Here is a 21,279-nt window from a genome sequence, read left to right as displayed (position 1 = left end):
AGCTGGTGGCAGCGGGAATTACGGTCCCGGTTCAGCGGTTCCGGATGGTGCGCATGGGGCGCCAGAAATTCGAACACGGCCAGCCGCCGGCCCCTCGGGCGTGGCCGGATCCGAACAGGCTCACGCGACGGCTACCGTGGCCGGTATGGAGATCTGGATCAACCCGGCCTGCTCGAAGTGCCGTACCGCGATCGGCCTGCTCGACGCCGAGGGGGCCGACTACACCGTCCGCCGCTATCTGCAGGACGTGCCGAGCGAGGGCGAGATCAGGGCCGTACTGGAACGGCTCGGGCTCGAACCCTGGGAGATCGCCCGCACCCAGGAGGCGGTGGCGAAGGAGCTGGGGCTGAAGGAGTGGGCGCGGGACGAGACGGCGCGCGACCGCTGGATCACGGCCCTCGCCGAGCACCCGAAGCTCATCCAGCGGCCGATCATCACCGCGGACGACGGGACGGCACTTGTCGCCCGCACCGACGAGGCCGTGCGGGAAGCGCTGGCCAGGAGCCGGAGGTGACAGGAGGTGAGCCGGCCTCAACTCCTGTGTGACACAAGTTACTTCAATGACTCCTGTCACCACTGAGTAACCGCGTTCGGTATCTCGTACATAGCGGCGTACGCTCCCCCACCCCTCTCAGGAGGCGCGCATGTCGCGTAGGAGAACTGTCAGCGCCAAGAAGAAGATCGCACTGCTCGTCAGTGCCGCGGCGGTGGCGGGCGGCGGGGCCTTCGCCCTGGCGTCCACCTCGAACGCCGCGCAGACCCCGCAGAACGCGAAGACGCTGTCGTCGGCCGCGGACTCGACGGTCTGCCAGGGGCTGGCCACCGCCCTCGGCAACAACGAGAAGTTCATCGCGGACCAGAAGGCGAACCCGGACGCCCAGTCGGCGGCCCGGATCACCAACCGCGAAGCGGTGATCGCCCAGATCAAGGTCCAGCAGAAGGCGTCCGGTTGTGTCGTTGGGGAGTCGGCTCAGGGCTCCCAGGCGGCGAACGGCGCGCAGACGGGCCAGACCGGCCAGACCGGCCGGCAGACCGCCACGGCGACGCCCACCCAGTCCGCCGCCGGTGCCGGTACCGGCGGCGCGGCCGCCTCGGGTCAGCAGGTCTGCAACGGCTCGACCGTCACGCTCTCCGGCGAAGCCGGTGCCCCGGCGGCCTCCAGCAACCAGTTCCCCGCGGGAACCACACTGAAGGTCACCAACCTGGACAACAACAAGTCCACGACCGTGAAGGTCAGGTCGGTCTCCGGCAGTTGCGCACTGCTCAACAACGCGGCCTTCGAACAGGTCCGCGAGCCCGGCAAATTCCTGATCCGCCGTGCCCTGATCGAGAAGGTGGGGTGAGGCCGCACCCGACCGCCGGCGCCTTCAGCCGTTGAGGAAACCGGTGAGACGGCGGGCCAGCCCCGCGGGTGCGGAGTGCGGCAGTGCGTGGTGGGAGACGTCCGGGAGGATGTCGGCCTCCGCGTGCGGCAGCAGCTCACGGGCCCGGTCCACCAGCGAGTGCGCGTCATGTGTCCTGCTGTTCGCGGCCACGAGCAGCAGGACCGGCGCGTTCAGGCCACGCAGCGCCTCGGGCGCCGGGCGCGGCCCGGTCACCGGCTTCGCGGCGGGGAAGCCGGCGGCCGCCTCCTGGAGACGGAGCCAGTCGGGGTCGAGGACAGCGTCCCCGGTCTCCCACTTCAGGAACGCGCGGACCCGCGCGGGTGTGGGCCGCAGCAGCATCGGCAGGGCATGGAGCAGATACGCCGTCTTGAACCCGGCCAGGCACTGGGTCGGGTCGAGGAGGAACAGGCGGCGGATCCGGGTGGGCGCCCGCAGTGCGTGATGGAGGGCGATCCAGCCGCCGTAGGAGTGTCCGCCGATGTCCGTCCGCGCCACGCCCAGGCCGTCGAGGAGCGCGTCCAGCCAGACGGCGAGATCGGCGACCGTACGCGGGTGGCGTCCGGGGGCCGCGTCGGCGCTGCGGCCGGGGGCCCCGGGCAGGTCGACGGCGAGGACCCGGCGGGTGCGGGCGAGGTCGGCGGCCTGGGCGTACCAGGAGGCGGAGGTCGCTCCGCCGCCGCCCGGCAGCAGGAGCAGTGGGGGTGCTTCGCGCGGGCCGCAGGCGTTGACGTGGGTGTTCCCGAAGGGCGTGCCGACGGTCAGCGTCTCCCGGTCGGCGGGCCACTTCGCCAGCACCTTGTCGTACGCAAACCGGAAGCTCTCACTGTCGTAAGAACCCATCACGACCCCCACCTCCGCTATTATCTCGCTGAGCAAGATACTTCTTCGGCGAGGGAAATCGAAGGGACGGACGGGCATGACCGACGACACCGGTCCCGAGATGGAGATCGTCCATCTGCTGCGCGCCGTCACGGTCGAACTCGGGCTGCACAGCGCGCGGTTCGCGCATCAGAACGGCATGCACCCGACGGACGTACGGGCTCTCGTCGCCCTCATGGACGCGCGGCGTGCGAGCGAGGAGATGACCGCCGGACGGCTCGGGGCCGCGCTGGGGCTGAACTCGGCGGGGACCACGGCCGCCGTGGACCGGCTGGAGCGGGCCGGGCATGTCCGGCGGGTGCGTGGCGAGCGGGACCGGCGCCGGGTCGTGATCGAGGTGGAGGAGCGGGCGATCGAGCTCGGGCAGGCCTTCTTCGGGCCGCTCATCGACTGTTCGACCGCGCTGCTGCGGGAGTACGACGAGCCAGGACTGGCCGCGATCCGGGGCTTCCTCACGGGCGTACGACAGGCCGCGGCCGATGCTCGAAATGCCCCGCCTACCCCACCCCAACGGTCCTCACAACGTGAGTCGCGCCACAGAACCAGCAGGTAACACCGGGTTCACATTCGAGCAATGATCGGGAAATCGCCTGTTGACAGGCTGCCGGGCAGACACCGAAGGCGCCCCAGTGCCGTAGCGCCACTGCACCCGCAAGTGCGCCCGACCCACCCCCGAAGGATGTGGCCCGTGACCTTCAAGGCTGAGTACATCTGGATCGACGGCACCGAGCCGACGGCCAAGCTGCGTTCGAAGACGAAGATCATCGCGGGCGCCCCCGCCGGTCTGGACGCGCTGCCGGTCTGGGGCTTCGACGGGTCGTCCACGAACCAGGCCGAGGGGCACTCCTCGGACCGTGTGCTGAAGCCGGTCTTCACCTGCCCGGACCCGATCCGCGGCGGCGACGACGTACTCGTCCTGTGCGAGGTCCTGGACATCGACTTCACCCCGCACTCCTCCAACACGCGTGCCGCGCTGGTCGAGGTCGCGGAGAAGTTCGCCGCGCAGGAGCCGATCTTCGGCATCGAGCAGGAGTACACCCTCTTCGACGGCGCCCGTCCGCTGGGGTTCCCCGAGGGCGGCTTCCCGGCTCCGCAGGGCGGCTACTACTGCGGTGTCGGAGCCGACGAGATCTTCGGCCGCGAGATCGTCGAGGCCCACCTGGACAACTGCCTCAAGGCGGGTCTGGCGATCTCCGGCATCAACGCCGAGGTCATGCCCGGCCAGTGGGAGTTCCAGGTCGGCCCGGTCTCCCCGCTGGAGGTCTCCGACCACCTGTGGGTGGCCCGCTGGCTGCTCTACCGCACCGCCGAGGACTTCGGTGTCTCCGCCACCCTGGACCCCAAGCCGGTCAAGGGCGACTGGAACGGCGCCGGCGCGCACACCAACTTCTCCACCAAGGCGATGCGCGAGGGCTACGACGCGATCATCACCGCCTGTGAGTCGCTCGGCGAGGGCTCCAAGCCGCTCGACCACGTCAAGAACTACGGCGCCGGCATCGACGACCGCCTGACCGGCCTGCACGAGACCGCCCCGTGGAACGAGTACTCCTACGGAGTCTCCAACCGCGGTGCCTCGGTCCGTATCCCGTGGCAGGTCGAGAAGGACGGCAAGGGCTACATCGAGGACCGCCGCCCGAACGCCAACGTCGACCCGTACCTGGTGACCCGGCTGATCGTCGACACCTGCTGCTCCGCGCTCGACAAGGCCGGCCAGGTCTGATCCGCGGCCTCCTCGCAGGGGCGTCCACCGTCACGGTGGGCGCCCCTCAGGCGTTGTCGCGAGGTGGCCGCCGCGCTCACCGCCGCCGGGCTGTCCGCGGTATGGGACGGCGATCCGGACAGGGCCATCGAGCTCACCCCGCTGACCTGGCACAAACCCCTGGTGGGATGAGGCGGGCAGCGTCAGCGTTCCGCCGGGGACGCGTCCAAGCAGTGAGAGGAGGGTCCTGTTTCCGGGCGGTGTCTGCTTCAATGGGCGCATGGCCAGCTACCAGAAGTACACCGCGACGGGTCGCCGTGACCTTGAGCCCTTCTGGCCTTCCCGTCAGCACCACGACTTCGACCGGGTGTGTTGCCGCGCGACGAACGCGCGGGCCCTCTAAAGCCGTACACCCCGGCCTTCGGCCAGCGCGAAACGCAGAACGTCCCGGCGCGCCCGACCACGCATCGCGGCCGTCGTCCCGACCGACGAACTCCTCGCGCGAAAGAGCTGACGTCTCATGGCGACCACTCGTTCCCTCTCCCCCGCCCCCTCCCCCACCCGGCACCGGCTGCGCGCCGTCGACCGGGACGAGGTGGTGGACATGGCGGACCTGCTGCCACCGGGCGCCACCTGGCTGCCCGCCCCCCAGCACACCCTGCCCACCCTGCCGGGCCGGCCGCCGATGATCGGCTACCTGGTGCTGGTCCCGGCGGACCAGCGGCCGCCGTTCCTGCCCGTCGCGGTGCAGGACCCGCAGGAGAAGACCGACGAGCCGGGCACGCCGGCCGCGGCCGGTATCCGGCCGCTCGTCACGGTCGACTCCGTGCAGCGCACCGCGCAGGTCGACGGGCGTGAACTCGACCTCACCTACCTGGAGTTCGAGCTCCTCGCCCATCTGGTCGCGCACCCGAACCGGGTACACACCCGCGACCAGCTGGTCACCACGGTCTGGGGCTACGGCCATGTCGGCGACGGCCGCACGGTCGACGTCCATGTGGCCCGGCTGCGCCGCAAGCTCGGCGCGGAGCACCGGGGCGCGATCCAGACGGTCCGCCGGGTCGGCTACAAGTACACGCCGCCGACCGGCCGCTGACGGACCGCTCTGCCCTCGGCAGAGTCATGTTCCGTCCGGCGTCCCTTCCGGGCACGATCACCGGCATGAGACTTCTCGTGCTGGGTGGTACGGAGTTCGTGGGGCGGGCCGTCGTGGCGGCGGCGCTGGGGCGCGGCTGGGAGGTGACCGTCTTCCACCGGGGACACCACCGGCCCCCGCCGGGCGTGCGGTCGCTGCACGGCGACCGCACCGCGCCCGACGGCCTCGCCGCACTCGCCGGCGGCACCGAATGGGACGCGGTCGTCGACACCTGGTCGGCGGCGCCCCGCGCCGTGCGCCAGGCGGCGCGGCTGCTGCGGGACCGCGCCGGACGGTACGCGTATGTGTCGAGCTGCTCGGTGTACGGCTGGCCGCGCCCGGCCGGTTTCGCCGAGGACACGGCCCTGGTGACGGGGGCCGCGGCCGACGCGGAACGGACCGAGTACGGGCAGGACAAGCGGGGCGGTGAGCTGGCCGCCGTGGAGTCCTTCGGCGCGGACGGCTCGGTGCTGGTGCGGGCCGGGCTGATCCTCGGGCCGTACGAGAACGTCGGCCGGCTGCCCTGGTGGCTGAACCGGATCGCGCGGGGCGGGCCGGTGCTGGCGCCGGGCCCGTACGACCTGCCCGTCCAGTTCGTGGACGCCCGCGACCTCGCCGAGTGGACCCTGGGCGCGGTCGAGCGGGGCCTGTCCGGGCCGTACAACCTGGTCGGCCCGCCCGGCCACACCACGATGGGCGCACTGCTGGACGCCTGCAGGCGGGTCACGGGCTCCGACGCGGAGCTCCGCTGGACCGAACCGGAGGTGATCCTCGCCGCCGGGATCGAGCCGTGGGTTCAGCTGCCGGTGTGGGTGCCGCCGGGGAGCGAGTCGCATGACGCCATGCATCGCATGGATGTGTCGCGGGCGATGGCGACGGGGCTGGTGTGCAGGTCGGCCGAGGAGACCGTGGCGGACACCTGGCGGTGGCTCCGGGAGACCGGTGGCGAGGCACCCCTCCGACCGGACCGTACGACTACGGGGCTGGACCCGGAGGTGGAGGCGAGAGTGCTCGCGACAGCACAGCGCGCCGGGGGTGTACCTGGCACCACCCCCTGACTTGGGGCTTCGGCCCAGTGACCCCCGCGCATCCGGTCGGACAGACTGGCGCCATGACGACGAACACGGACAGCGGCGGCTTCCGCGGCAGGGCGCGCGAGGTTCTGCTGGCCGCCGTGCGGGGGCTGGTGCTGGCGCTGGTGATGCCGGGCGTCTCGATCCTCTGTCTTGTCCTGACCGTGGTCTCCGTCGCGCTGATCCCGACCGGCCTCGGCATCCTCACGACCCCATGGATCCTGGGCGGTGTGCGGGACGTGGCGGATGTGCGGCGGCGGCTCGCCCACGAGTGGTGCGGGGTGCGGATCCGGTCGGCGTACCGGCCGCTGCCGCCGGACGCCAACCTCTGGACCCGTACCCTCGCGATGCTGCGGGACCCGCAGGTCGGGCGGGACGTGCTGTGGCTGCCGGTGGACATGACGGCCGGGTTCCTGACCGCGCTGCTGCCGGCGGTGCTCGTGTTCTATCCGTTCGAGGGGTTCGCGGTGGCCGCCGGGCTGTGGCGGGTGGTCGCCGACGGTGAGACCTACTGGTACGGCTTCGTGCCGGTCAGCGGGCAGGCCACCGCGCTCACCGCCGCCGCGCTCGGCGCCGTCATCCTCGCCGCCGCCTTCCGCTACGCCCCTGCCCTGCTGACCGTCCACTTCCGGCTCGCCCGTGCCGTCCTGGCCCCCGGGCAGGGTGAACTCACCGAGCGGGTGCGGGTGCTGACCGAGACCCGGAAGGACGCCGTGGACGCCTCGGCGGCCGAGCTGCGCCGGATCGAGCGGGATCTGCACGACGGGGCGCAGGCCCGGCTGGTCGCCATGGGCATGGACCTCGGGACGATCGAGATGCTCCTGGACAAGGATCCGGAGAAAGCGAAACAGCTGCTCGCGCAGACCCGGCAGGCGTCCGTCGAGGCCCTCGGTGAGCTGCGGGACCTGGTCCGGGGCATCCATCCGCCGGTGCTGGCCGAGCGCGGCCTCGGCGACGCCGTACGGGCGCTGGCGCTGCGGCTGCCGGTGCCCACGGAGGTGACGGTGGACCTGCCGGGCCGGGCGGACGCGCCGGTGGAGTCGGCCGCGTACTTCGCGGTGAGCGAGGTGCTGACCAACGCGGTCAAGCACTCCGGCGCCGACCGGATCTGGGTGGACCTGCACCACGTGCCGGAAGGCGCCGGCATGCTGCGGGTCTCGGTCACCGACCACGGCAGGGGCGGCGCGGTGATCGGCGCCGGGTCGGGGCTGGCCGGCGTGGAGCGGCGGCTGGGTACATTCGACGGCGTCCTGGCCGTCAGCAGCCCCGCGGGCGGTCCCACCATGGTCACCATGGAGATTCCGTGCGCGTTGTCCTAGCCGAAGACCTGTTCCTGCTGCGCGACGGGCTGGTCCGGCTGCTGGAGGCCTACGACTTCGAGATCGCCGCCGCCGTCGAGACCGGCCCCGAACTCACCCGCGCGCTGGCCGAGTTGGAGCCGGACGTGGCCGTGGTCGACGTACGGCTGCCGCCCACGCACACCGACGAGGGGCTGCAGTGCGCGCTCAGGGCACGGCGGGACCGGCCGGGGCTGCCGGTACTGGTCCTCTCCCAGCACGTGGAGCAGCTGTACGCGCGGGAGTTGCTGGCCGACGGCAGGGGCGGGGTGGGGTATCTGCTGAAGGACCGGGTGTTCGACGCGGAGCAGTTCGTGGACGCCGTACAGCGGGTCGCAGGGGGTGGTACGGCCATGGACCCGCAGGTCATCCAGCAGTTGCTGTCCCGGCGGGCGGACGACCGGCCGCTAGGCGGCCTGACGGCGCGCGAGCTGGAGGTGCTGGAGCTGATGGCCCAGGGCCGGTCGAACGCGGCGATCGCCGCACAGCTCGTCGTCACGGAACGGGCCATCGCCAAACACACCTCCAACATCTTCACCAAACTGGGACTGGAGGTGTCGGACGATGACAACCGGCGCGTCCTGGCGGTGCTCGCGTATCTCGACCGCGACCGCTGATTTCCGAGAACTTGCCCTGTTCAAACGGCAGTTGTGCCCCAGGTTCGTAACAAGTCTCTGATGAATTCGTGAGACGGCTGAACACCACTGTGACGGCCTGCGTATGAGAGGGCGCCGCTTCACTCCTGTCGGGCGCCTCGATGCTGCCCCGCCAAGGAAGTCAGAGGAGTTCCATGGGACGCAACACACGCAAACGCCGTACGCCGCTGGCCACCAAGGCCATAGCCGCATCGGCGGCCCTAGTGCTCGGTGGGGGCGGGCTGCTCTGGGCACAGATGAACGCTTCGGCGCACGAGTCGAACAACTCGGCCCAGAACTACACCAAGGCCGCCGCTGCCACGGTCGCGACGATCTCCTGCCCGGACGTCGGCCAGAAGCTGACGAGCGTGCCGGACAGGGCCAAGCAGGGGGTGGCGGCGGAACTGGCCAACCTCGACAAGCAGATCACCGAGGCCTACGCCCGGCTGGCCTCCACCCGCCAGGCGCAGGCGAACGACGCGAACTTCGTGCAGAACGCGATCGTCGGCCCCCTGAAGGAGAAGCGGGCGGCCACGATCGACCGGATCCGGATCGACGTCACCCGGGTCGGCGGGACGTTCGACGGCTCGCTGGCCCAGCTCGCCTCCTGCACCACGCAGACCGCCAACCAGACCAACGCCGGCGGGGGCAACAACAACGGCGGTCAGAACAACAACGGGAACAACGGCCAGGCCACGGCCGCCCCGAGTGCCGGCGCCAGCGCCCCGGCCAACATCGGCGGGCAGGCCGGCAACGGCCCGGTCGCGGCCGACTTCGCGGACATCACGAAGGTCGCGCCGAACGTCCTGGCCAAGCCGCAGAAGACCGGTAACGCCTCGACGGGTTCCTTCACCACCCGCTGTGGTGTGAACGCGAACAAGAACCACAACACCGACAACGTCATCGTGGCGCCCGGCGTGACCAACGGCGCGCACCACCTGCACGACTACGTCGGCAACCAGAAGGTCAACGCGTTCGCCACCAACGACTCGATGCTGGCGGCGCCGAGTTCCTGCCAGAACCAGAGCGACCTGTCGTCGTACTACTGGCCGGTCGTGCGGGTCCAGGACGGTACGCAGGACTTCGACCAGAACGCGGACGGCGGCGGCAAGGAAGGCAACGTCGGCAAGATCCTGGTCCCGCAGCAGGCGCAGATCAAGTACGTCGGCAGCCCGGCAGGCAAGGTCGTCGCGATGCCGCAGTTCCTGCGCATCATCACCGGTGACGCCAAGACCACGACCAACGGTCTGGCCAACGCCAACGCGCACTGGAGCTGCACCGGCTTCGAGAACAAGGTCCAGCTGACCGAGCAGTACCCGATCTGCCCGCAGGGCAGCAACGTGGTCCGGACGTTCGCCTTCCAGAGCTGCTGGGACGGCGTCAACGTCGACAGCGCCAACCACCGTACGCACGTGGCCTTCGCGGACCCGGCGAGCGGCGTCTGCCCGAACGGCTTCAAGGCCATTCCGCAGCTGACGATGCGTCTGGTGTACAAGATCACCCCGCCGACCGTCCAGAACGGCCAGGTGAAGAACGCGTACGCGGTGGACGGCTTCCCGGAGCAGCTGCACAAGCCGTCGACCGACCACGACGACTTCATCAGCGTCACCAAGAACAACCTGGCGGCGAAGATCGCCAACTGCGTGAACACCGGCCGCCGGTGCCAGTGAGCAGCAGCTAGCCGGCCCATAGCGCGAAGGCGGGCGGTGGGAATCTCCCACCGCCCGCCTTCGTGTGTGCCGGGAGGGTCAGCCGGTGTGGGCCGCGTGGTTGGTGCCGATCTCCTCCTCGCCGCCGAGCGTGGTCCGCAGCGCCTTGACGACCTTGTCGTCGCCGACGGCGACCCACTTGCGGCCGACGAGGTAGAAGCCGCCGTAGTCCTTGGCGTCGTTGATCCACTCGCGCTGGCCGCGGTCGGTGGCGAAGGTGACGAAGACGAACTTGCCGGACGGGTTCTCGCAGATGGCCTGGCGGACCTCGTCGGAGTCGATCTGCATGTCGGGGGTGCACTTCACCTTGGCGGCCAGGCTCTCCAGGCTGCCGGTCGCGGTGACCGGAATCTTGGCCTCCGCGCTGCTGTCACCGGATCCACAGCCCGCCAGCGCCAGGACGGCGACGGCGCCGGCCACGGCGAGCATCGGTCGGGTCAACCTCATCTGTTCCTCCGGTCGCGTTCGCTGGCCCTGGGGCCCGTCCCCTTCGATACGGCTGTCAGGCGCCGGACGCTCAAATCGAAAGCGGGTCCAGGATGCCGCGGTCACCCGGGTGGCGGTGACCAACCAACGGTTCGCTCGTTCATCAGGAAGTGCAGTCACAGGATGTAGCCCAGCGTCACGCAGCCGCCTCCGCCGGAGCCCTGGGTCCGGCCGTCGATGTCGAGCAGGCCGAGGCCGCGCTCGTCGAGCACTATCCACGACTGGTCCGGCTCGCCTATCTGGTGCTGCCCCCGGGCCTCGCCCGGGGCCGCCGCGTCCTGACCGCGCACTCCCTGGTGCAGCGGGCGCTGCCCCGGGGCCGCAAGCAGGCCCCGGTGATCCCGGCCCAGTCCACCGGGCGGAACACCGACCCCGGGTACGCCTTCGTCCGCCTCGAAGTGGTGCGTACGGCACTGGAGGCGGGCCGGCCGCTCAAACTGACCGCGTGGCCCAAGCGGGCCCAGCTGCCACCGCTGCTCCCCCAGGTGTGGGGCCTGCGGCTCTTCCCGCGCTCCGGCGGCGCCGACGAACTCGCCCTGGACCAGCGGCTCGCCGCCCTGTCCGGCCCGGCCCGCGCCGCCTTCGCCCTGCGCGGTCTTGAGCAGCTCCCCGACGGCGACGTCCGCAAGATCCTCCGGGCGGCCGGGGCCGAGCAGCCGGACGGCGCGCTCGCCGAGGCGAACGGCGTGCCGGCCGAGTACCCGCTGCTCGACTCCCCCGAGTTCGACCCCTGTTCGCTGCAGGCCCGGCCCACCGATCTGATGCGGCGCCGCCAGCACACCAAGGCGGCGCTCGCCGCCGCTGCCGCGCTCGCGGTGTGCGGGGCACTGGTCGCGCTGCCGGGCGGCGGCTGGGGCGCCGACGGCGCGGCCGCCCCGGTGTACGCGCAGAACCCGGCCGCCCAGGCCGCCCTGGACCCGGCCCAGTTGACGAAGGCCCCGGCCACCGCCTGGGAGACCGCCGCGCGCACCGACTTCTCCGTGTGGCCCGCGCGCGGCGCCCTCACCGGTGACACCGCGCTGCTGCGCCGCGCCCTCGCCGTCTGGGCCCGCCCCGGATCCACGGTCCGTGTCTCGGCGACCCCCGGCACCCAGACCGGCGGCCCGGCCGGCCCGCCCCGGCTGCTGTACGCGGGCGTCGTCGACAGCGCCCGGGTGGTGATCTTCTACGACGGTCTGCGCATCGCCCGCTACGCCGAGCCGAAGGACGGCACCCAGGGCGCGGCCCTGGACTTCGCCCGCGTCGACGGCGCGACCGGCGCAGAGGCGGCCGCGCTGGTGCTGGGCCGCTCCGACGGCAACGTCCGCTATCTGACCGCCCCTTGGGTGAACGAGGCGGCGGAGCGGGACCTGGTGAAACCGACCGCGGGGGCGATGGGCCTCGGGCTGACCGACGGGGTGACCGGTCCGCTGGCCAGCTCCGCCCTGCGCCAAGGGCAGTGCACGTCCTGGAACGTGCTCCAGCTGACCGACGCGCAGGGCGTGCACCTCGCGACCGACCTCGGCGAACTGGTGCCGGCCCACCTCACCTCGGGACGGCCCGGGTACACCGGCGAGGCCTGGGGCGCGAAGGCTCTGCATGACTGGGCGCCGTTCGCCTGCTCGCTGGCCGCGGAGCGCTCCGCCGGGGTGCGCAGCGTCAACGCCTGGGCGTTCGCGGAGCAGCCGCTGCCGGACGCCAGCGGCACCGGCTCGTGGGTGTGCACCCGCGCGGAGACCTGGCGGGGCGACGGCACGGTGTCGCTGGCCCAGTTCCGGACGCCGGGCAGCCGGTACGGGGCTGTGGCGGCGAAGGGGTCCGACGGTACGGCGTGCGGTCCGCGTCATCCGCATGTGCTGGCCGGGGTGTTGTGGAAGTCCGGGGCCGGGCAGTGGTATCTGCTGGCCGCGGGCAGCCGTGACACGGCGTCGATCCGGGCGACCGGCGGGGTCACGGCGTCGGCCCAGGGGACGCTCCTGACCGCCAAGGCGAAGCAGGGGGCGCGGGCCGACCTGGAGGGGTCGCTGGAGGACGGGAGCGAGATCAGTGGGCTGCGGTGAGCCTTGCTGACGATGCCGTGAACAGGGCCTGTCGCAGGTCTTCTCAGGTTGGCTACCCGCCGCCGTACGGCTGGAACGCTTCGCTCCGCGTACCGGCAGCGAGGGCAACCACGAGTTCCAGCTCGAACTGCGGTGCGGCGGGCGGACGTTGACGGTGCCGGCCGCCGTGCGGGCGGAGCTCCCCGACACGGCGTACTCCTGTGCGCAGGGGTCTGCGGGACCTGCCAACAGCGGGTGCCGGCAGGGGAAGTGGAGCGCCGGGACGAACTGCTGACGGACGCGGAGCGTGCCGACTCGATGCTGATCTGTGTATCACGGGCGCGTGGTGGAAGAATTGTGCTGGATCTGTGAACACTCATGACGAGTCAGGTCCGTTGGAGGCCGGATCCGATCGGTAAGGTGTTCGTATGAGTACCGGGGTACGTCGCAGGATGGGAGTCGAGGAGCGGCGGCAGCAGTTGATCGGCGTAGCCCTCGAACTGTTCAGCCGTCGCTCGCCCGACGAGGTCTCCATCGACGAGATAGCGTCGGCCGCGGGCATCTCGCGGCCGCTGGTCTACCACTACTTCCCCGGCAAACTCAGCCTGTACGAGGCCGCGTTGAAGCGTGCCTCGGAGGATCTCGCGGGCCGCTTCGCCGAGCCGCACGAAGGCCCGCTCGGGGCGCGGCTGCTGCGTGTGATGCGCCGCTTCTTCGACTTCGTCGACGAACACGGGCCCGGTTTCTCCGCGTTGATGCGCGGCGGCCCGGCGGTGTCCGTGGGCGGAGCCCACTCGATGAGTCACGTCTCGGCGACCAACGCGCTCATCGACTCCGTACGGCAGGCCGCGTACGAGCAGATCCTCGCGCACCTCGACGTCACCGAGGCACCGGCCCGCCTGGAACTGGTCGTCCGTTCCTGGATCTCCCTCGCCGAGTCGACCGCGCTGATCTGGCTGGACGGCCGGCGCATCCCCCGCGGCGAACTGGAGATCCAGCTCGTCCACGACTTCGCGGCGCTGGCCGCCGTCAGCGCCGCCCACGACGAGGAGACGAGCAGCCTGCTGAAGCGGATGGTCAAGGACGAGCCGGGCGACGGCCCGTTCGCGGACCTGGCCGTCCGGCTGCTCTCCCTGGCCGGCTAGCCCTCGTACTTGCGGTACGACGGGTCCAGGTCGCGGACCTCGGCGGAGGCGTGCAGGGCGAAGACCTCCGGCTTCAGGTGTTCGCGGAGCAGTTCCAGGGTGGTCTCGGTCAGCTTGGCCTTCGTCTCGTCGGTGCGGCCGGCGAGCAGGCCGAAGGTGATGTGCACGATGACGTGCCCGCCCTCCTGGTCGTAGCCGTACGCCGTGCGGTCGGCGGCGCGGAACAGCGTCTTGCAGGCCTCGGGCCTGGCCGCCGCGATCTCGACAACGGCGGTGTGCAGAGCCCTGGCGAAGCCCTCCCGGTCGAAGACGGCGTCCGCGGCGGCGGAGTAGTCGACGGTGATCTGCGGCATGGGCCCTCCTGGTCAACGGGAACTGACCCTCAGCCTAGGTCCTGTCGTCACATTCCCGTCGTCGCCCGGAGGGCGGCCTCGCGGCGTCAGGTGCGTGCTCTCGCTGTGCCGGGCCCTGGCCCTCGTACTGGATGTACTCGGGTCAGGGCCCGGTGCGGCGAGAGTGCGTGCATGGCGTCGCGGGGCAGACGGGAATGTGACGACAGGGCCTAGTTCGCCAGACTGAGGGCCAGCAGGGCGACGTCGTCCTCGCGGTCACGGCCGAAGCAGGCCAGGAGGGTGTCGCACAGGGCCTCCAGGCCGGGCAGGGCGCCGACGGCGGCGGCGCGGAGGTGTTCCATCGAGACGGTGAGGTCGGTGCCACGGGTCTCGATCAGACCGTCGGTGACCATGAGGAGCCGGTCGGTGGGTTCGAGGACCAGCTCGGTGGGCGGCGGGTGCGGCAGGCCCACACCGAGCAGCGGACCGGACGCCTTGACGTACTCGGCGCTGCCGTCGTCACCCAGTATCAGCGGCGGGATGTGGCCCGCGTTGGCGATGCGGGTGCGCCCGGTCTCCGGATCGATCAGGGCCAGGCAGACGGTGGCCGTGACCTCGGCGTGGTAGTGCTGGAGCAGTCGGTCGAGCCGTTCGGCGAGCGCGGCCGGGTCGCTCTCCGCGAGGCAGTAGGCGCGTAGCGCGTGCCGCAGCTCCACCATGACGGTGGCCGCGTCCAGGGAGTGCCCGACGACGTCCCCCACCGCGGTGAGCACGCCGTCGCCGACCCGCAGCGCGGCGTAGAAGTCGCCGCCGATCTCCGTCTCGTGGGAGGCGGGCTCGTAGCGCACCGCTATGTCGACGCCCGGCAGTTCGGGCAGCTGGTGCGGGCGGGGAAGGAAGCTGTGCTGGAGGGTGAGCGCGACATGCCGCTCCACCTGGTACATGAGCAGCGGCTCGGCGGCGAGCGCGGTGGCCTGGGCCAGCTGGGCCAGCAGCGCCTCGTTCTCGGGGCTGACCCGGTGCCGGCCGCGGGTGGGGGTGGCCAGGCACACCGGCACCTTGCCGCCGTGGGTGAGGACCAGGGTCAGCCGGGCGTCGTGCTGCACTCCGGGCCGGAAGAACCCGGTGGGCCACAGCGGCGCCGGCACGGTGGTGATCTGGACCCCGGACTGGCCTCGGGTGAGCCGCCTCAGCAGGCCGGCCACTTCCCGGTGGGCGCCCTCGTCCGGCAGGGCGAGGGAGGTGCGCTCGCGGCTCAGGCCGCGGTACAGCTCGGCGTCCTGGTCGAGGACGAAGACGGCGGCGGGACAGCCGAGCAGCCGCGCGGCGCCGTCCGCGGCGGCGTCGCACAGCTCGTGCAGCGAGCGCGCCGACTGGATGGTGACGATCGTCTCCGACAGCATCCTGAGCCGCCGTACCAGTGCCTGGTCGTCGGCGCGCAGCCGGGCGGCGCGGACGGCGGCGCGGACCGCGGCCTCGATGTCCTCCGGCTCGGCGGGCACCGTCAGATACGCCTCGGCCCCCATGTCGAGGCCGGGGCAGCGGTCCGCCGGGACCGCGGACAGGGCCGAGAAGTGCACGACGGGAAGACCGGCCATGTGCGGCCGTGCCTTGAGCCGGCGGCACAGCTCGAAGCCGCTCATGTCCGGCAGGTGCACGTCGATGAGGGCCACGTCGGGCAGCCGGCCCTTGCGCAGCCGTACGTCGAGTTCGCTGAGCGCGTCCTGGCCGGAGGCGACCGGGACGACCTCGTGACCGGCCCGGCGTAGCACGGTGCCCATCGCGTACCGGCTCGTGGCCTCGTCGTCCACGATCAGCACGGTGGTATCTGTCAGCTTGCCGTTGACGTCCATTTACCAGCCCCTGGACAACACCGGTGGGGCAGCGCCCGGTTTGGGCCTGCCCCACCAAAGTAGTGCGGATGTCATGCGGTCCGGGAGAACACCGCCACACTGCGCCCCGGAATGGTGAACGTACCCGCTTCACGCTCGTACGATGCGGACTTGACGACGGAATCCGCGCCCGCCGCCTGCACCGGGTGCAGCCGGTAACCGGTACCGACCAGCGCGCTCACCCGCTGCTCCTGCCGCTCCGGTGTCGCGTTGAACACTACGATGAGATCACCGCGGTCACCGAGCTTCATGGTGATCACCCCGGGTGTCTCGTCCTTCCCGGACAACGGGAACGAGAGCTTCGACTGCACCTGTCCAGCCGTGTCCAGCGAGAACATGCTGTCGGTCGTACGGATTCTCAGCAGATCGCGGTAGGCGGCCGACGCCCCGTCGATCTCGGCGCACCCGACGCTCACCGAGCCCAGCAGCGGCCTGGCGTACGGCCACTTGGACGCGTTGTCGGCGGCCAAGGGCAGCCCGCGCCCGAAGCCGTTGCCGTCGGAGCAGTTCCAGTGGATGGCGTTGAACCAGTCGCCGCTGTCGTAGGAGTTGCGGTCCAGGGACTTGGAGCGGAGGAGATCCGTACCCGCCTGGGAGAGCGACGGGCCCTGCGACAGGGCGGCCGTGGCCATCGCGAGGACCTGCATCCGGGCCCGGTCGGAAGCGCTGGTCGTGGCCGGCAGCTTGTACGTCAGCGCGTCGAACAGTGACTCGTTGTCGTGCGCGTCGACATAGGCGAGGGCGTCGCCGGGCGCGTCCGCGTAACCGGCGGGCGAGCCGTTGTAGTCGACCTCGGCGCCGGTGACCTCCTTGCCGTCGGTGTCGGTGAACCGGTACTTCGCGAGGTTCCCGGTCAGGCCGACCTTGATCAGGTCCTGGTAGTGCAGCAGGCGGGCCTTCTGCTCGACCGGAGTGCCGTTCGCCGTGGACGAGTTGGGGTCGGTGTACAGCCCGGACGCGAAGCCCTGGACGCCGGGGTCCGCGTCGAAGGGGCTGCCGCCGCGTACGGCGTCCCGGGCGCGGTCGGAGAAGGTGGCGATGCCGGTGCCGGCCATGTTCGCCTGCGTGGCCTGGACGAACCGGGCGTCACTGGCGACCTCGCCGAAGTTCCAGCCCTCGCCGTACAGGATGATCTTCTTGCCGTCGACGCCGTCCTTCTTCACGCTCAGCGCGTCCAGGGCCTTCCTGACCGCCAGGATGTTGGCCTTCGGGTGGTGGCCCATCAGGTCGAAGCGGAAGCCGTCGACCTTGTACTCCCTGGCCCAGGTGACGATCGAGTCGACGACCAGCTTGCCCATCATGGCGTTCTCGGGCGCGGTGTTGGCACAGCAGGTGCTGTCGGCCACGCTGCCGTCGGCGAGCAGCCGCTGGTAGTAGCCGGGCACGATCTTGTCGAGGACGGATGTGTCGGCCTGCCCGGCGGCCGCCGTGTGGTTGTAGACGACGTCCATGACGACCCTCAGGCCGTCCTCGTTCAGCGACTTGACCATTTGCCGGAACTGGACCGTGCGGGCGGTGCCGTCGGGGTCGGTGGCGTACGACCCTTCGGGGACCGTGAAGTGGTAGGGGTCGTAACCCCAGTTGTAGGCGTCCCTGGCGGCGACCGCCGCGACGCACTCCTGCTGCTTGTCGGAGTCGGCCGGGTAGGAGGCGAGGTCGCAGTCTGGGCTCGCCTGGTCGGCCTTCTTCTCGGCCACGGTGGCGAAGTCGAAGGCCGGGAGCAGATGGACGTAGGACGTCCCGGACTTCGCGAGTTCGCGCAGATGTTTCGAGCCGTCGCTGTCCTTGTCGGTGAAGGCCGGATACGTGCCCCGGTCGGCGCCCGGGACCGTGGAGTCCGCCACCGAGTAGTCCCGGATGTGCAGCTCCTGGATCTGCGCGTCCTTCAGCGGTACGGCCTCGGGCTTGGTGTAGGTCGACCAGCCGCCCGGGGCGAGGGATCTGTCGGCCAGGTCGACGACGAGACTGCGTTCGGAGTCGGCGGTGAGGGCGACCGAGTACGGGTCGGTGACCTTGTTGGTCACCATCTTCTGCACGCTGGGCGCCCAGACCTTCACGACATACCGATAGGGCTTGTTCTTCCAGGACTTGGGGCCGGTGACGGACCAGACGCCGGTGGCGGGGTTCCGCTTCATGGCCACGGTGGAGCCGTCGAGTTCGAGGCCCACGCTCTGCGCGGTCGGCGCCCAGACGGAGAGGGTCGGCTTTCCGCGGTGGAAGACCGGACCGAGACTCGCCGTCGTCGCCTTGGCGTACAGGTCGTCGAGCACGCCGGCGATCTGCACGCCGGTCGCGGCCAGCACCGCCCCGTTCGCCGCGCGCTGGGAGGTGACGAGCTGCCCGGCGAGCGCCTGGCGCACGCGGTCGCGGTCGCGCGGGTCGACCGACCAGGCCGTGTAGTCCTTCAGATGCGGGAACCTGGCCTTCTGGGCGTCGGTGAGGGTGGTCTTCGTCAGCCGCAGCCACCGCTCGTCGTCGCTCGTCAGCGTTCCGTCCTTGACGGCGATCGAACCGTCACGGGAGGAGAGCAGCTGGGTGGAGACAGCGCCGTCGACGCCGTCCCAGGCGACCGTGTCCCGGTCGATCCAGACGGCCTTGGAGGTGGTCAGGTCGAGGGCGGCCGCGCTGCCGGCGGGCTGCGGGAGCAGGTACTTCTCCTGGCCGTTCAACAGCCACACCTCGTGGCCGTCGGATTTGAGGTCCAGGGACCGGTCGGCGGAGAGATCCTTCTCGTCGCCGTTGTGGATGATGTAGCTGAGGCTGGTGGCACCCTCGGTGAGCGGTACCTCGAAGACCGCGCCATAGGCGTCAGTCTTCACCGGCTTCAGGGGGTTCGACCAGTCGGTGGGGTTCGCGGCGCCCGTCCAGACGTGCAGGCCCCAGCCGTCGTAGTTGCTGTCGGCGCGGTGGTAGTGGATGACCGCCTTGGTGGTGTCCTGGGCGGGATAGGAAGGCCTTTCGGTCATCACGTCCGCCTTCCCCTGCTCGATCCAGACCTCACCCGTCCTGGTGACGTCGATGGAGCGGTCGGCGGAGACGTCCTTGTCGCCGTTCTTGTCGACGACGAGGAAGCCGACGTTCGAGGCACCGGGCTTCAGCTTGACGTAGGCGAAGGCACCGTAGGCGTCCCGGCCGACGAAGGGGTGGCCGGCGGGCCAGGTGGTCGCCTCGCCGTCGGCGATGTCGCCCCAGGCGTACAGGCCCCAGTCGGCGTAATCGCCGTCGGTGCGCCGGTAGTGGACGATCGCGTAGTCGCGGGAGGAGGCGGTGGGGGTCTCGGGGGCGGGCGGGGTGCCCGAGGTGCTTTCCGCCGGCGCGCTGCCGGTCTGCCCGGCCGAGTCGACGGCGACCGCCTTGTAGCGCAGGGGGGTGCCGGCCGGGATGTTCTCGGCGAGGGTCTGGGTGACCTTGTAGGGGGCGTGGTCGGCGGAGCCGAGGGTGGTCCATCTGCCGTTGCCGACCTGGGCGGCGAAGACGACCCGGTTGAGCTGTCCGCCGGTGACGTTCGCGGTGACGTCGACGGTGCCGGTGGCGCCGGCGGGCGGGGCGGTGAGGGTGATCTCCGGGCCTGTGGCGGGCTTGGCGAGGACGCCGGTGGCCTTGTAGACGACGGCGGACCCGGCGGGGACGGTGACGGTCAGCCGGTACGCACCGTCGGAGGTCAGGGTGCCGTCGGTGCCGTGGATCGCGCGGTAGCGCATGCCGGCGGAGCCGGTGGCGAAGGTCGCGGTCCTCGCCGTGTCGGCGTTGTTGAGGGCGACGACGTACTCCTGGCCGGTCTTCGCGTCCGTCCGGGTGAAGGCGTAGACGCCGGCGCCGTCGGCCGCGTAGCGCTCGGTCTGCACGCCGTCGGCGAGGGCGGGGTTGGCCTTGCGCAGCTTGGAGAGAGCACTGATCTGCTTGTAGAGCGGTGCACTGGTGTCATAGGCGTCGTCGGCGGCGGTCCGGTCGGTGCCGATCTCGTCGTCGTCGAGATAGTCGGCGACCTTCGACGCGAACATCGTCTGCCGGGCGTCCTTGTCCCCGCCCGAACCGGTGAAGCCCTGCTCGTCGCCGTAGTAGACGACCGGGTTGCCGCGGCTGAGGAACATCAGCTCGTTGGCGAGCCTGTCCTTGGCCAGCAGTTCGGCGTCTGCGGCCTTCGGGTTGTCCTGCTCCAGGAAGTACCCGATCCGGCCCATGTCGTGGTTGCCGAGGAAGGTGACCTGTTCGTAGGCGTTGGCCTTGCCGGTCGTGTACTTGTAGTCGTCGCCGAAGACCGAGGCGAGCCGCTGTGCGCTGCCGCCCTGGGAGGCGTAGGCGCGGGCCGCGTCCTGGAAGGGGAAGTCGAGGGTGGCGTCGAGGCGGCCCTGGGTGACGTACGGGGAGGTGACGGAGGTGTCGGCGGAGTAGGTCTCGCCGAACATGAAGAAGTTCTCACGGCCGTGCCGGGTCGCGTACTTGTCGAGCGCGGTCGCCCACTGCGTCCAGAACTCCATGTTGACGTGCTTCACGGTGTCGATCCGGAAGCCGTCGATGTCGTAGTCCCGCACCCACCGCTCGTAGATCCTCTCCATCCCGCTGACGACCTCGGGACGCTCGGTCCACAGATCGTCAAGGCCGGAGAAGTCGCCGTAGGTGGCGGACTCGCCGGCGAACGTCGAGTCGCCCCGGTTGTGGTACATCGTCGGGTCGTTGAGCCAGGACGGCACCTTGCTGTCGCTCGTCACGGTCGGCGTCCGAGGGAAGGAGGCGGCGGAGACGGCGGGGAACCTCTTCCCGCCGTCCGCGTAGTCGGCGTCGTCGAAGGGCTGCCCGTCCTGGGTCAGATAGGGGAAGGCGCCCTTGGAGAGGTAGTCGTACGACTTCTCCTCGTAGTCGACGACGTCGGCGGTGTGGTTGGTGATGACGTCGAAGAAGACCTTCATCCCCTTGGCGTGCGCCTTGGAGATCAGCGTCTCCAGGTCCCTGTTGGTCCCGAAGTGCGGGTCGACCTGGGTGAAGTCGGTGATCCAGTAACCGTGGTAGCCGGCCGAGGCGTTGCTGCCCGTGCCCTGCACCGGCCTGTTCTTGAAGATGGGGGCCATCCAGAGGGCGGTGGTGCCTAGCCCCTTGATGTAGTCGAGCCGCTTGGTCAGGCCCTTGAGGTCGCCGCCCTGGTAGAAGCCCTTGTCCGTGGGGTCGTAGCCGGTGGAGAGGCGGGAGCCGGTGAGGCCGCCCTCGTCGTTGCCGGTGTCGCCATTGGCGAAACGGTCCGGCATGACGAAGTAGAACTGCTCTCGGGTGTCGTCGTGCCGGGCGGGCTCGGCGGCGAGCTTCGCGTCGGAGGGCGGTGCGGGCGGGGCGGCGGCGTGTGCGGCGAGGGGCTGCACGAGCGCGGCGGCGAGGGCGGCGACGGCGACGGCCGCGACCCGTCTGACATGTATCACCGGTGTGAACTCCTAGCGATGGCGGCTCTCTTGGGTCGGACCCCGCGCGACCGTACCGCCGACGAAAGGCTTACAGCAAGAGGCTTGCAATCAACAGAAAGAACTTTCAACAACTGGGAAGGTGACCTGGGAGTCGGGCACGAACC

The 21,279-nt window shown here is 70.7% G+C and carries 16 protein-coding genes and 1 pseudogene; 12 read left to right on the top strand and 5 right to left on the bottom strand.

Features of this window, described 5'->3' with window-relative positions:
- The first annotated feature begins 145 nt into the window (after positions 1-145).
- Complete coding sequence (locus ABZ396_RS25765) at positions 146-514, top strand: arsenate reductase family protein (RefSeq protein ID WP_358925656.1); 369 nt, start codon at positions 146-148, stop codon at positions 512-514.
- A gap of 130 nt (positions 515-644) precedes the next feature.
- Positions 645-1,343 (top strand): hypothetical protein, encoded by a 699-nt coding sequence (locus tag ABZ396_RS25760; protein ID WP_358925658.1) that lies wholly within the window; start codon positions 645-647, stop codon positions 1,341-1,343.
- A 24-nt stretch (positions 1,344-1,367) separates the two neighbouring features.
- On the opposite strand, the gene ABZ396_RS25755 is transcribed toward ABZ396_RS25760, so the two are convergent.
- Positions 1,368-2,225, bottom strand: coding sequence for an alpha/beta fold hydrolase (locus ABZ396_RS25755; RefSeq protein ID WP_358925660.1), 858 nt, complete (start codon positions 2,223-2,225; stop codon positions 1,368-1,370).
- 76 nt (positions 2,226-2,301) lie between these two features.
- Between ABZ396_RS25755 and ABZ396_RS25750 the strand changes: the two genes are divergently transcribed.
- The 7 genes from ABZ396_RS25750 (at position 2,302) to ABZ396_RS25720 (ending at position 9,813) form a co-directional block, all read left to right on the top strand.
- Positions 2,302-2,817 (top strand): MarR family transcriptional regulator, encoded by a 516-nt coding sequence (locus tag ABZ396_RS25750; RefSeq protein ID WP_358925662.1) that lies wholly within the window; start codon positions 2,302-2,304, stop codon positions 2,815-2,817.
- Positions 2,818-2,952: 135 nt separating this feature from the next.
- On the top strand, positions 2,953-3,984 hold the full coding sequence (glnII, locus tag ABZ396_RS25745) for a glutamine synthetase (RefSeq protein WP_358925664.1): 1,032 nt from the start codon (positions 2,953-2,955) through the stop codon (positions 3,982-3,984).
- A gap of 499 nt (positions 3,985-4,483) precedes the next feature.
- On the top strand, positions 4,484-5,059 hold the full coding sequence (locus ABZ396_RS25740) for a winged helix-turn-helix domain-containing protein (RefSeq protein WP_358925666.1): 576 nt from the start codon (positions 4,484-4,486) through the stop codon (positions 5,057-5,059).
- Between the two features lie 65 nt (positions 5,060-5,124).
- Positions 5,125-6,156, top strand: coding sequence for an SDR family oxidoreductase (locus ABZ396_RS25735; RefSeq protein ID WP_359186001.1), 1,032 nt, complete (start codon positions 5,125-5,127; stop codon positions 6,154-6,156).
- A 53-nt stretch (positions 6,157-6,209) separates the two neighbouring features.
- On the top strand, positions 6,210-7,490 hold the full coding sequence (locus tag ABZ396_RS25730) for a sensor domain-containing protein (RefSeq protein WP_358921877.1): 1,281 nt from the start codon (positions 6,210-6,212) through the stop codon (positions 7,488-7,490).
- Positions 7,475-8,125, top strand: a complete 651-nt coding sequence (locus tag ABZ396_RS25725) for a response regulator transcription factor (protein WP_358921876.1) — start codon at positions 7,475-7,477, stop codon at positions 8,123-8,125. The genes ABZ396_RS25730 and ABZ396_RS25725 overlap by 16 nt, the downstream gene beginning before the upstream one ends.
- 173 nt (positions 8,126-8,298) lie before the next feature.
- Positions 8,299-9,813, top strand: a complete 1,515-nt coding sequence (locus tag ABZ396_RS25720) for a DUF1996 domain-containing protein (RefSeq protein WP_358921874.1) — start codon at positions 8,299-8,301, stop codon at positions 9,811-9,813.
- 78 nt (positions 9,814-9,891) lie between these two features.
- Here ABZ396_RS25720 and ABZ396_RS25715 read toward each other — a convergent pair whose 3' ends face one another.
- A complete protein-coding gene (locus tag ABZ396_RS25715) occupies positions 9,892-10,299 on the bottom strand; it encodes a hypothetical protein (RefSeq protein WP_358921872.1) in 408 nt (135 codons plus the stop codon).
- Positions 10,300-10,448: 149 nt separating this feature from the next.
- On the opposite strand from ABZ396_RS25715, the gene ABZ396_RS25710 reads away from it, so the two are divergent.
- The 3 genes and pseudogenes from ABZ396_RS25710 to ABZ396_RS25700 all read left to right on the top strand — a co-directional run bounded on the left by ABZ396_RS25710 (position 10,449) and on the right by ABZ396_RS25700 (position 13,501).
- Complete coding sequence (locus tag ABZ396_RS25710; protein WP_358921870.1) at positions 10,449-12,377, top strand: hypothetical protein; 1,929 nt, start codon at positions 10,449-10,451, stop codon at positions 12,375-12,377.
- 73 nt (positions 12,378-12,450) lie between these two features.
- Positions 12,451-12,728: pseudogene (locus ABZ396_RS25705) on the top strand (2Fe-2S iron-sulfur cluster binding domain-containing protein); the annotation flags it as partial.
- A 56-nt stretch (positions 12,729-12,784) separates the two neighbouring features.
- Complete coding sequence (locus ABZ396_RS25700) at positions 12,785-13,501, top strand: TetR/AcrR family transcriptional regulator (RefSeq protein ID WP_358921869.1); 717 nt, start codon at positions 12,785-12,787, stop codon at positions 13,499-13,501.
- Here ABZ396_RS25700 and ABZ396_RS25695 read toward each other — a convergent pair.
- From ABZ396_RS25695 to pulA, 3 genes are all read right to left on the bottom strand, one after another.
- Positions 13,498-13,854, bottom strand: coding sequence for an isomerase (locus tag ABZ396_RS25695; protein ID WP_358921868.1), 357 nt, complete (start codon positions 13,852-13,854; stop codon positions 13,498-13,500). The two genes, ABZ396_RS25700 and ABZ396_RS25695, sit on opposite strands and share 4 nt — an antisense overlap.
- Before the next feature lie 209 nt (positions 13,855-14,063).
- A complete protein-coding gene (locus ABZ396_RS25690; RefSeq protein WP_358921866.1) occupies positions 14,064-15,686 on the bottom strand; it encodes a fused response regulator/phosphatase in 1,623 nt (540 codons plus the stop codon).
- Positions 15,687-15,757: 71 nt separating this feature from the next.
- Positions 15,758-21,133, bottom strand: a complete 5,376-nt coding sequence (gene pulA, locus ABZ396_RS25685) for a pullulanase-type alpha-1,6-glucosidase (protein ID WP_358921864.1) — start codon at positions 21,131-21,133, stop codon at positions 15,758-15,760.
- Between the last annotated feature and the right edge of the window lie 146 nt (positions 21,134-21,279).

It is taken from the genome of Streptomyces sp. NPDC005866 (genome assembly GCF_040629895.1).
Taxonomy (GTDB): domain Bacteria; phylum Actinomycetota; class Actinomycetes; order Streptomycetales; family Streptomycetaceae; genus Streptomyces.
The sequence above is the reverse complement of the archived record's forward strand: the minus strand, read 5'-3'. Positions and strand labels throughout refer to the sequence as shown.

Excerpts from the sequence above, each read along its gene's own strand:
- ABZ396_RS25765 (WP_358925656.1), top strand. The coding sequence starts at position 146 with ATGGAGATCTGGATCAACCCGGCCTGCTCGAAGTGCCGTACCGCGATC.
- ABZ396_RS25760 (WP_358925658.1), top strand. The coding sequence starts at position 645 with ATGTCGCGTAGGAGAACTGTCAGCGCCAAGAAGAAGATCGCACTGCTC.
- ABZ396_RS25755 (WP_358925660.1), bottom strand. The coding sequence starts at position 2,225 with ATGGGTTCTTACGACAGTGAGAGCTTCCGGTTTGCGTACGACAAGGTG.
- ABZ396_RS25750 (WP_358925662.1), top strand. The coding sequence starts at position 2,302 with ATGACCGACGACACCGGTCCCGAGATGGAGATCGTCCATCTGCTGCGC.
- ABZ396_RS25740 (WP_358925666.1), top strand. The coding sequence starts at position 4,484 with ATGGCGACCACTCGTTCCCTCTCCCCCGCCCCCTCCCCCACCCGGCAC.
- ABZ396_RS25735 (WP_359186001.1), top strand. The coding sequence starts at position 5,125 with ATGAGACTTCTCGTGCTGGGTGGTACGGAGTTCGTGGGGCGGGCCGTC.
- ABZ396_RS25730 (WP_358921877.1), top strand. The coding sequence starts at position 6,210 with ATGACGACGAACACGGACAGCGGCGGCTTCCGCGGCAGGGCGCGCGAG.
- ABZ396_RS25720 (WP_358921874.1), top strand. The coding sequence starts at position 8,299 with ATGGGACGCAACACACGCAAACGCCGTACGCCGCTGGCCACCAAGGCC.
- ABZ396_RS25715 (WP_358921872.1), bottom strand. The coding sequence starts at position 10,299 with ATGAGGTTGACCCGACCGATGCTCGCCGTGGCCGGCGCCGTCGCCGTC.
- ABZ396_RS25700 (WP_358921869.1), top strand. The coding sequence starts at position 12,785 with ATGAGTACCGGGGTACGTCGCAGGATGGGAGTCGAGGAGCGGCGGCAG.
- ABZ396_RS25695 (WP_358921868.1), bottom strand. The coding sequence starts at position 13,854 with ATGCCGCAGATCACCGTCGACTACTCCGCCGCCGCGGACGCCGTCTTC.
- ABZ396_RS25690 (WP_358921866.1), bottom strand. The coding sequence starts at position 15,686 with ATGGACGTCAACGGCAAGCTGACAGATACCACCGTGCTGATCGTGGAC.